The 9632-nt window shown below is 57.9% G+C and carries 8 protein-coding genes; 2 read left to right on the top strand and 6 right to left on the bottom strand.

All coding sequences use genetic code 11. The annotated features are described in order from the left end of the window. Positions 1 to 222: 222 nt before the first annotated feature. From tsaB to mrcB, 5 genes are all read right to left on the bottom strand, one after another. A complete protein-coding gene (gene tsaB / locus RQ738_RS12345) occupies positions 223 to 909 on the bottom strand; it encodes a tRNA (adenosine(37)-N6)-threonylcarbamoyltransferase complex dimerization subunit type 1 TsaB (RefSeq protein WP_314165548.1) in 687 nt (228 codons plus the stop codon). A gap of 9 nt (positions 910 to 918) precedes the next feature. Continuing rightward, on the bottom strand, positions 919 to 2853 hold the full coding sequence (locus tag RQ738_RS12340) for an ATP-dependent DNA helicase (protein WP_314165547.1): 1935 nt from the start codon (positions 2851 to 2853) through the stop codon (positions 919 to 921). A 21-nt stretch (positions 2854 to 2874) separates the two neighbouring features. Further along, on the bottom strand, positions 2875 to 3408 hold the full coding sequence (locus tag RQ738_RS12335) for a hypothetical protein (protein WP_314165546.1): 534 nt from the start codon (positions 3406 to 3408) through the stop codon (positions 2875 to 2877). A 103-nt stretch (positions 3409 to 3511) separates the two neighbouring features. Continuing rightward, entirely contained in the window at positions 3512 to 4045 is a 534-nt protein-coding gene (locus RQ738_RS12330) for a tetratricopeptide repeat protein (RefSeq protein ID WP_314165544.1), read from the bottom strand. Between the two features lie 52 nt (positions 4046 to 4097). Continuing rightward, positions 4098 to 6434 carry a penicillin-binding protein 1B gene (gene mrcB, locus RQ738_RS12325; RefSeq protein WP_314165543.1) on the bottom strand — a complete coding sequence of 779 codons (2337 nt, stop codon included), beginning with the start codon at positions 6432 to 6434 and terminating at the stop codon, positions 4098 to 4100. A gap of 135 nt (positions 6435 to 6569) precedes the next feature. On the opposite strand from mrcB, the gene RQ738_RS12320 reads away from it, so the two are divergent. After that, the gene (locus RQ738_RS12320; protein WP_314165542.1) at positions 6570 to 7073 is read left to right on the top strand and encodes a C40 family peptidase; all 504 of its coding nucleotides are present in this window, start codon (positions 6570 to 6572) and stop codon (positions 7071 to 7073) included. Positions 7074 to 7224: 151 nt separating this feature from the next. Then, the gene (locus RQ738_RS12315; protein WP_314165541.1) at positions 7225 to 7947 is read left to right on the top strand and encodes an ABC transporter substrate-binding protein; all 723 of its coding nucleotides are present in this window, start codon (positions 7225 to 7227) and stop codon (positions 7945 to 7947) included. A gap of 217 nt (positions 7948 to 8164) precedes the next feature. On the opposite strand, the gene RQ738_RS12310 is transcribed toward RQ738_RS12315, so the two are convergent. Then, entirely contained in the window at positions 8165 to 9403 is a 1239-nt protein-coding gene (locus RQ738_RS12310) for a HAMP domain-containing methyl-accepting chemotaxis protein (protein ID WP_314165540.1), read from the bottom strand. Positions 9404 to 9632: the final 229 nt, after the last annotated feature.

Here is a 9632-nt window from a genome sequence, read left to right as displayed (position 1 = left end):
GCATCAATCAACCTGGTTACCTTATTTTCTCGAAGCTTACTGCTTGTCAGGCTTATGTTAACGGGACAGCAGTGAAATTTTTTATAAAAAAACTTGCACTGTATAAGGATTCGTCTATTCTTGGACTTGTTCGTGGAGGACATCCCGCATCAGCGACCGCCGTGTTTCACACACCACCGCTGATGCGGTACTTCACCCGCCGCCAAGGCAACAACCCGATAACTATCCCTGGTCTTTTTTCTTCTTCGCGACATTGTCACGTATATATACCGGCAAGGCCTGTTCGGCGCTTACCGCCTCACCATGTGCAAATGCGGTTGCGGCCAGGATGGCGATATCCTGCGCCTGCGGGAAGGCATTACCAGTGTATTCCAGGCATTGCGCGGCCGTATGTTGACTTAATTCCACTCCATACGTGATCCAGCCACTGCCGATACCAAACCAGCCTTCGCCTGCCGGTAACGGGGCCTTTGTTGGCGCACAAACCTGCTCTGCAGCAGTCAACGTCACCTGACCCGGCCCGCATTCGTAACATCCCCAGTACACCTCACTGATACGCGCATCGATGGCGGCCATCACCTTTGCCTGGCCATGCTCTCGCCAGGCACCGTAGGCAAGTGCCGCCAGCGATGAAACCGGCACCACCGGCAGCTCATTCGCCCAGGCCATGCCCTGGATGACACCGGCAGCAATGCGCAGGCCGGTAAACGCCCCGGGGCCACGGCCAAAGGCCAGGCTATCGAGTTCGTGCAGCGCAACACCGCCCTCCGCCAACAGTTCCTCGCACATGGGCAGGATCAACTCGGCATGCCGGCGTGGCGCGATCTCGTAACGCTGCGTGCAAACGTCATCGATATATAACGCGGCGGAACAGGCCTCGGTGGCGGTTTCAATGGCGAGGATCTTCATGCTTCTGTCTCAGGTCTCGGTCGCGGGGGTTCGCTGATTGTGGTGTGCATAAAAGCCTTCAATCTCGGCCAGTTTGCGCGTCCGTTTCATCGGCGGCAGGCTGCGGATGAACAACCTGCCATACGGCTTGCTGATCAGGCGGGGGTCACAGAGCATCAGCACGCCGTAGTCATCGACATCACGAATCAACCGCCCCGCGCCCTGCTTCAGGGCGATGACCGCGGTCGGTAACTGATAGTCCATAAACGGGTTGCCACCTGCTGCCCGCATGGCCGTGATGCGCGCCTGCAGGACCGGGTCATCGGGGCTGGCAAACGGCAGCTTGTCGATGATGACGCAGGTCAGTGCCTCACCCCGCACGTCAATGCCTTCCCAGAAACTCCCCGTGCCGAGCAGGATAGCGTGGCCATGTTCACGGAACTGGCGTAGCAGGTCGCTGCGCGAGACCGTGCCCTGCACTAGCAGGGGATACTCGAGCTTGCCCTCCAACAGGGTTACGGCCTCACGTAATGCACGGTGACTGGTAAACAGCATAAAGGCCCGGCCCTGGCCGGCGCGCAGCACGGGCAAGGCCGCCTCGATGACCGCAGCGGTATAGCCGCGACTGTTCGGTTCGGGCAGGCCCTCGGGGATGTAGACCGCGGCCTGTCGTGCAAAATCAAACGGGCTGTCCCAGCGTTTGGTCTCGGCGTCTGCCAGCCCCATGCGCTGGGCAAAGTGGGCAAAGCTGTCACCCACGGCGAGGGTGGCGGAACTGAATACCCAAGCCGCGCGGCTCTCTGCCATGTGATCACGAAAGATATCGGCGACGTCCAGCGGCGTCAGGTGCAGGCTGAAGCCACGGCGGAAGGTTTCAAACCACTGGATATGGCTATCGTCATTCTCACCGGTGACTTGTGGCAATAACTCGATAAGCGCCTGGGCACGACGCAGGCATTTTTCAATGCCGCGACTGCGCTCGGCATGCGGCCCGAGCACGTCTTCGAGTGCGGCAAGCGTCGCCGCCAGTTCCGCCACGGCCTTGTTGACCGTCTCGCGCTGTTGCATAGCCTGCCACGGACTACGCTGTGGTGCCTCGCCAAAGGCCAGCCGCAAATCGGCGACTGCCTTTTGCATGGCCTCGGCGGCGGCACGGATGGCCCTGGCCTCACTGGCATCTTTGAGTTGCTCGGCGATCGTGTCGCTGGCCAGCTCATTGAGTTGCCGGCTGCTCAGGCGCAGGCCAAAGAACTGGGTCGCAGCCTCGGGAAGCTGGTGCGCCTCGTCGATGATAAAAGCATGCGCACCGGGCAGGACCTCACCAAAACCATCTCCTCGCAGGGCCATATCGGCGAGTAACAAGTGATGATTGACCACCAGCACATCGGCCTGTTGCGCCCGCCGGCGTGCCTTGATCATGTAGCACTCGTTAAACGCCGGGCAGTCCTGACCGAGGCAATTATCGGCATTGGCCGTGACCTGTGGCCAGATGGCGGCATCTTCCGGCAGCACGCTGCACTCGGCGATATCGCCGCTTTGTGTCTGCACCTGCCAGTCGCGCACCACCATCCACTGGCGGGCCAGTACTTTCTTGCGACGCACCTGATCAGAGGATATCTCCAGGCGATACAGGCACAGGTAGTTGGCGCGGCCCTTCAGGAGGGCCACCTCGACCGGCATCTGCAGGGCGGCGCGTACAGTTGGAATGTCGCGATGAAAGAGCTGATCCTGCAGGGTCTTGGTACCGGTGGAGATAATGACCTTTTTGCCGGCCATGAGTGCCGGCACAAGATAGGCAAAGGTCTTGCCGGTGCCGGTACCTGCCTCGGTGATCAGGCGTCCACCCTGCACGATGGCCGTATCAACTGCAGTGGCCATCTCTTGCTGGGCAGCACGCGGGGCAAAATTTTCAATATGGCGGGCGAGTGCGCCGTCGGCACCGAGTTGTTCGGCTGGAGTTAACATGCTGTGAGCGAACTGGTCGCGTTAACCCTTGGCCTTGGTATCATGACTGACAGGCTGATTATCCCATAGTTCGTCCGCATCCTGCGCCGGGGCAGTGCCGTTTTCGCGCGTCCAGGCCAGGCGACCGATAGCCACGAACCTGGCGACTGACATCGCCCCGCGTTTACCGGGCTTGCTCGTACTGGCGAGTTCATCAATCGTCTCACGATCGACTTCATAGACTTCAACCGGCTCATAGTTCTCGTCCATAATCACGAGCACGACGAGGTCCCAGTCCTGTTCGAGCTTGAGCTGACCGACACGCTGACCGGAGCGCTTGCCATCGGGAATGACCCGCGCCTTGATCTGCACACGTTTGCCTGCGCGATCACCGGTGCCGATCGCATCGTAACCGCTGACCCGCGGGTTACATAATTCGAGCCCCAGCAGATTCACGGCATCGTATTCGGCGATCTCGCTGCTGATCCCGGCCAGTGGCTTGCCCATGGTCCGGCGATAATCGGCCGCGAGAATCCGTGCCTGGCTAATGAGTTTGTCGACCGCGAAAATGGACAAGGAGACATCCCTTTCTTTATCTATGCAAAACAATAACGTAATTCTAACGCGTTTTTAATCACCCGGAGACGATTATTGCACTAACAACCTGAAAAGTCTGCTGTTAGCTGCCGCTCAGCGCCCGTACGCGTTGCCAGGCTTCCTGTGCAGACTGCTGATTGCCCTGGGCGCTGTGAGTATTGGCAATGAGACGCCAGTTGCGTGCCTGCAAGGGCCGGTCTGCCGTGGCCAGGCTGTTTGACTTCGCAGCCATGTTCCGCGCCATCTCCCAGCGCTGTTGCTGCAGGCGCACCACCGCCAGGCTGTGCCAGAGTTCGCCGTTACGCGGGGCGATGCGCAGGGCGCGTTCAAGGGTGGAGGCGGCAGCATTGTACTGCCTGGCCGCCAGCTGTTTTTTCGCATCGGCATGCAGGCGAGAGACGGCAGAGCTGCTGGGTGCCCGGTCTGGTTTGGCGCTCTCCTCCAGTGGCGGTGGCGGAATAAAGCGATACGTACTGATCGAACCGTGGTCACGCTCTTCGACGGGCGTATCGGCCGGCGGCGTATCCGGGCGCTGCTTTTCGATACTGCCACAGGCGGTCAATAGCGTCGCCAGCGCGGCCAGTAGACAGATTCGTAGCAAACTCATTCTCTTCATTGGTACTGTTCCATTCAAAAAAGGCCTGCCAGGCTATTCGGTTATACCCGGCTCAGTCCCGGCCAAACAAACCGAAGAAGCCCCGCAAGCCACCGGCGCACTCGGCATAATCATCTGGTGCACTACCCTTGATAAAGGGAAGGAGCACGGTATCACTACAGCTCTCGCTGCCGCGCAGGCCGGTAAGCCGGTCAACCCGGACTTCCTCGACATTCTCCGGCGGGACCAGAAATAGCGGCCGGGTATTGATGCCCTTGATAATATCAGCCCAGGCCTGCATGGCACCACTTGCGCCGGTCAGGCTCGCGGCCTTGTTATCGTCCATGCCCATCCAGACCACGGCCATGTGTGAGCCGCTGAAACCGGCAAACCAGCTATCCCGCAGATCATCGGTCGTCCCGGTCTTGCCGGCCACCATCAAGTCAGCCGGCAAGCGACTGCGCAACCCGCGGCCCGTGCCTTCTTCGACGACCGCCCGCAGTGCGTGGTTAAGCAGATAGACCGCTGCCGGGTCGAAGGCCTGCTGCACGGTCAACGGGTAACGCTGCAGCGGTTTACCGTTCGCATCCAGGACATTACGGATACTGCGCAACGGTGAGTAGAAGCCGCCGGCGGCGAAGACCTGGTACATTTGCGCCATTTCGAGGGGACTGAATGCGGCCGTGCCCAATGGCAGCGATGGATAACGGTGGACCTCGCGGTAGACACCGAGTCGTTTCAGGCTCTCGGCAACCTTGTTCATCCCAATCTGCTGGCCGAGCCGCACGGTTGAGACGTTATAGGAATGCACCAGCGCATCCCGCAACAGCACCTGGCCATGATACAGATTGTCATAATTGGCCGGCTGCCATTGTTCACCGTTCTCTGTCTCCATGACCAGGCGTGAATCATCGAGCAGGGTGGCGAGACTGTAATGTGCAGGGTCTTCAAGGGCGGTCAGGTAAATCGCCGGTTTCATCAAGGAACCAATCGGCCGTACTGCATCAAGGGCACGGTTGAAGCCGCTGTTACGGGGCGCGCGGTCCCCGACCACGGCCAGTACCTCGCCGTTATCGATAGCGGTAACAATCGCCGCGCCCTGCAATTTCTTTGCCGGCAGGCGCCGCTGCTTTTCCAGCGAGACGATACGCCGGGTCATGGCTTGCTCTGTCTGCCACTGCACATGCGGGTCGAAGGCGGTAAATATCTGCAGGCCTTCCGAGCTCAGGTCTTCATCGCGATAGTCACGGCGCAACTGGCGCCTGACCAGTTCCAGGTAGGCAGGGTAATCACTGGTGCTGGTGCTCGGTTTCGGGATTAACACAAGTTTGCTGCGGCGTGCCTTTGCATAGGCGGCCTTGTCGATAAAGCCCTGCTCCAGCATCCGGGACAGGACCAGGTTCCGCCGTTCAAGGGCACGCTGTGGGTGGCGACGCGGGTCATAATAGGACGGTCCTTTGACTATCGCCACCAGCAAGGCCATTTGTGAAAGATTTATTTCATTGATATGCCGACCGAAATAATACCGACTGGCCAGGCCGAAGCCATGCACACCATGTTTGCCACTCTGGCCGAGATAGACCTCGTTCAGGTAAGCCTGGAGGATGGCTTCCTTGTCGTAATGCCATTCCAGCAACAATGACATCACGGCTTCGTTAAGCTTGCGCGTCAAACTGCGTTCATGGGTCAGGAAAAAATTCTTCACCAGCTGCTGGGTCAGCGTGCTGCCACCCTGCACTGTCTTGCCTGCACGCAGGTTTGCCCACAGGGCGCGGGCAATGGCACGCGGAGCAATACCGTGATGCTGATAGAAGTCGCGGTCTTCGATGGCGATCAGCGACTGCACCAGCAGGGGCGGCACATCGTCAAGCTGCACGAGCAGGCGGTTTTCGTTATGACTGGGGTAAATGCCCCCCATCAGCACCGGTTCGAGGCGGGCGATATCGACGTTCGCACCGCTGCCCTGTTCGCGCAGGTCAATCAACCTGGCGCCATCAAAGCGTAGCATCAGGCGTCGCGAGGGTTCCCTGCCATCCCAGAAATCAAACTTGCGCGTCACCAGCTGCAGTTCATTCCCGACCTGCCAGTAGCTGCCTGCCTCGCGGGTATTGGCGCGTCGCTGGTAACCAATCGCTTGCAGTTCACGAACCACGTTCTTGACGTCTAAATCCTGGCCGCTGAACAGCTCCAGGGGGCGCGCATAGACGCGCGCCGGCAGTTCCCAGCGCTTACCCTCGAATTGCTGGCGGATGCTGAAATCAAGATAAAGGGTGTAAAGCAGGCCAGCGACCACCCCTACCGCCAGGGCGCGCCAAAACAGCCGCCAGAACCAACGGCTAACACCCTGGCGTTTGCCAGGCCTGGCTTTTCTGGCGGTTTTACTGGATTTGCGTGGTTTTCGGCGGGGCACGGGGTGGTCGTTCTCGGTTATGGCAATACATGAGCGCCATTATAGCATTCCCTCTTGCCTGATTTGTGGTCTGATACCGATTCCCCGGTTTGCCAGGCTGCGGCCAGCGCCTATACTTGGTTTTAGAGGAACACTATGATGAGATTAGCGCCAAGACAGAGCCTGCCACTGCTATTCCTGTGGCCATTTTTCATCTTTCTGACTGCCTGCGGCAGCACCCCGCCCGCCGTGGTCAGCGGGCCATCTGCCCAACAACCACACCCCCCCGCCCGAATTGACCGGCTGATCCGGCTCAGCCACGAGCAGCTGGGCACCCCCTATCGTTATGGTGGCAACAGCCCTGCGGAGGGCTTCGACTGTAGTGGCCTGGTGCACTATGTGCATGCCCGTAGCGGTCTATCTGTGCCCCGTTCAACCCGTAACCAGTTCCGCGCCAGCACGGCCGTGCCACTGGATGCCATCCGCCCCGGCGACTTGCTGTTTTTCCGTATCAATGACAAGAAACCCAGTCATGTCGGCATCTATACCGGCCATGGGCGCTTTATCCATGCCCCCTCCTCCGGCAAGACCGTCAGCCAGGCCAGCCTCAGCAACCCGTACTGGCAAGCCAGGCTGATTGGTGCCGGACGTTTTGTCTAGTCGTTGTTTGTCCTCTAAAGCCCGCCTGTCAGACCGATTCAGCAAGCTGGCCATGTGACATATTCACACTGTCATGGTGGCATAGGTCATCGCGGCAAATCACCGCTTTGTCGATACTGTCATCACAGAGACAACACTGCGGAGAACGACCATGAACTACCTGCCGACAAGCCATTTATCCAGGCGCAATGACTGGAACCGCCAGCGCAAAGCGATTATTCATCACTCACCGATGGCAGTGGTGTTTAAACTGCTGACGGCCACTGTCATCATTACCCTGTTCGCACTGGTACTGATGATCGAAAGTGCGCATGCCATGGCCGCCGATCAAACACCGGAGCAACTGGTGAAACAAACGACCAGCCAGATGCTCCACGCCCTGCAAGAGGAACGTGAAGAGGTGAAGAAAAACCCTCAACGCGTCTATGCACTGGCCGATGAGATTGTACTGCCACACTTTGATGTGCAACGGATGGCGGCCTGGGTACTCGGCAAACACTGGCGCAAAGCGACGGCCATACAGAAACAGCAATTCCCGAACGAGTTTCGGAAACTGATATTAAGAACCTATGCCACGGCGATGGCTGAATACACGGATGAAAATGTTGTGATTTTACCCACACGCCTGGAGCCGGATAGTACTGACAGTCTGGTGCGCACCGAGATCCGGCGAAGTACTGGTCCGGCGATACCGGTAGCTTATCGCATGCACAAAACAGCTGGGGGCTGGAAGGTGTATGACATCAGTATCGACGGCATCAGCCTGCTGAACAATTACCGTCGAAACTTTTCCAGAGAAGTCCGCCGCAACGGGGTGGAAGGACTGATGAAAAAACTTTCATCACACAATACGCAAGTAGCAAGTAGCAAGTAGCAAGTAACCACTAGTCTCCTCCCAAGAGTTTTATGATTGGTGAATGAAAAGATATTGATGATTGCAGAATGATGATTGATGAATGTCAGGAAAATTATCGGCTATCACTTGTTTGTTGCGCTTCTACTGGGCCATGTAGGCCAGATATTAGCAAGACTGATTAATGACTAGCACTAAACTGTACAACAATCATCGATCATCAATCCTAAATCATCAATTACAACCTGAAGTTCCCCACCTGCTGGCTTAACTGCTGAGCAATGTCAGCCAGTGAACGGGTTAAATCCGTGGTGCGCTCCATACCGGAGGCGGTTTGCTGGGAAACACGCGCAATATTCATGATACTGCGATTCATTTCCTCGGTTACCGCGGTCTGTTCTTCGGCGGCACTGGCAATCTGGGTGTTCATGCTGTTGATAACACTGATATCACCGGCGATTTCGGCCAGTGATTCAGCAGCGGACTCGGTCTGCTCACTGCCGCGCTTGCCCAGAGCCTCGGCCTCAATCATGACCGCGACGGCCTGCTTGGAGCCCTGTTGCAGGCTGGTGATCATGGTATTGATCTCTTCGGTTGACTGCTGGGTTTTACTGGCCAATGCCCGGACCTCGTCGGCGACCACGGCAAAGCCACGCCCCTGTTCACCCGCACGCGCGGCTTCAATGGCCGCATTCAGGGCCAACAGGTTGGTCTGTTCCGCGATCCCCTTGATGACATCCAGCACAGTACCAATCTTGTCACTCTCCGTTTCCAGCCCACGAATGACATTGGCGGCCTTTTCAACCTCGGCGACCAGGTTATCCATACCGCACATGGCATTCACTGATATCTCGGCACTCTCCTGGGAGCGGCCATCGGCATTGTGCGCGGCCTCGGCAGCCTGGCCGGCATTCCGTGCCACCTCCTGGGCGGTGGCCGACATTTCATTCATGGCCGTGGCAACCTGATCGGTTTCCTGGTTCTGTTCCGCGACACCACCATTGGTCTGCTCGTTGATCGCCGCCAGTTCCTCGGTCGATGCACTCAACGTGGCAGCGGAATCAGCCAGACCGGTGAGAACCCGCTGAAAATCCGTCATCATGGTGTTAAAGACCCGTGCCATATCGGCGACCTCGCCATTGCCGCTGGCATCGGCGCGCAATGAAAGGTCATGTTGCTCACTGGTTTGTTTCATTACCATGGCCAGCTTGCCCAGTGGCTTCAGGCTGTGCTGGAGCAGGAACACCAGACCGGCAAAAACCACCGCCAGTATGACCGTCACAATCAGCATAAGCATGCCCGCGCTACTGGCCGCAGACTCGGCCCGGGCGACGAGGTCCGCACCCGAACCGGCGGTCACGGCCAGCACTTGTGAAACCGCATAGCGCTGCAGCAAAAACAGGCTGACAAAGGAAACCAGCCCGGCAATCATGAGGCTGAGCAGCTTCCTCGCCAGTGATAAATTTAGACTTTTCATAGTGCTACTACCATAGAGAGTAACCAGAGGTACTATCTATATCGGCAAGCAAAAGGGTATCTTGATGCCAAAGTGCACTTATTTGGCTCTTTTGCCCAAACCGGGACCCGGTTCTGCTGGCAGAAGGGCACAAAAAAAAGCCCGCTCGAGAGCGTAATGCCGGTCAGTTAAGACTGACCGGCATTTCTTTTTTTAGTTTTAACAATAGGGTAGCGCTGAGGTCGTTTTT

The sequence above is a fragment of the Sulfuriflexus sp. genome (assembly GCF_032250955.1).
Taxonomy (GTDB): domain Bacteria; phylum Pseudomonadota; class Gammaproteobacteria; order AKS1; family AKS1; genus Sulfuriflexus.
This window is presented reverse-complemented; position numbering and strand designations above follow the sequence as displayed.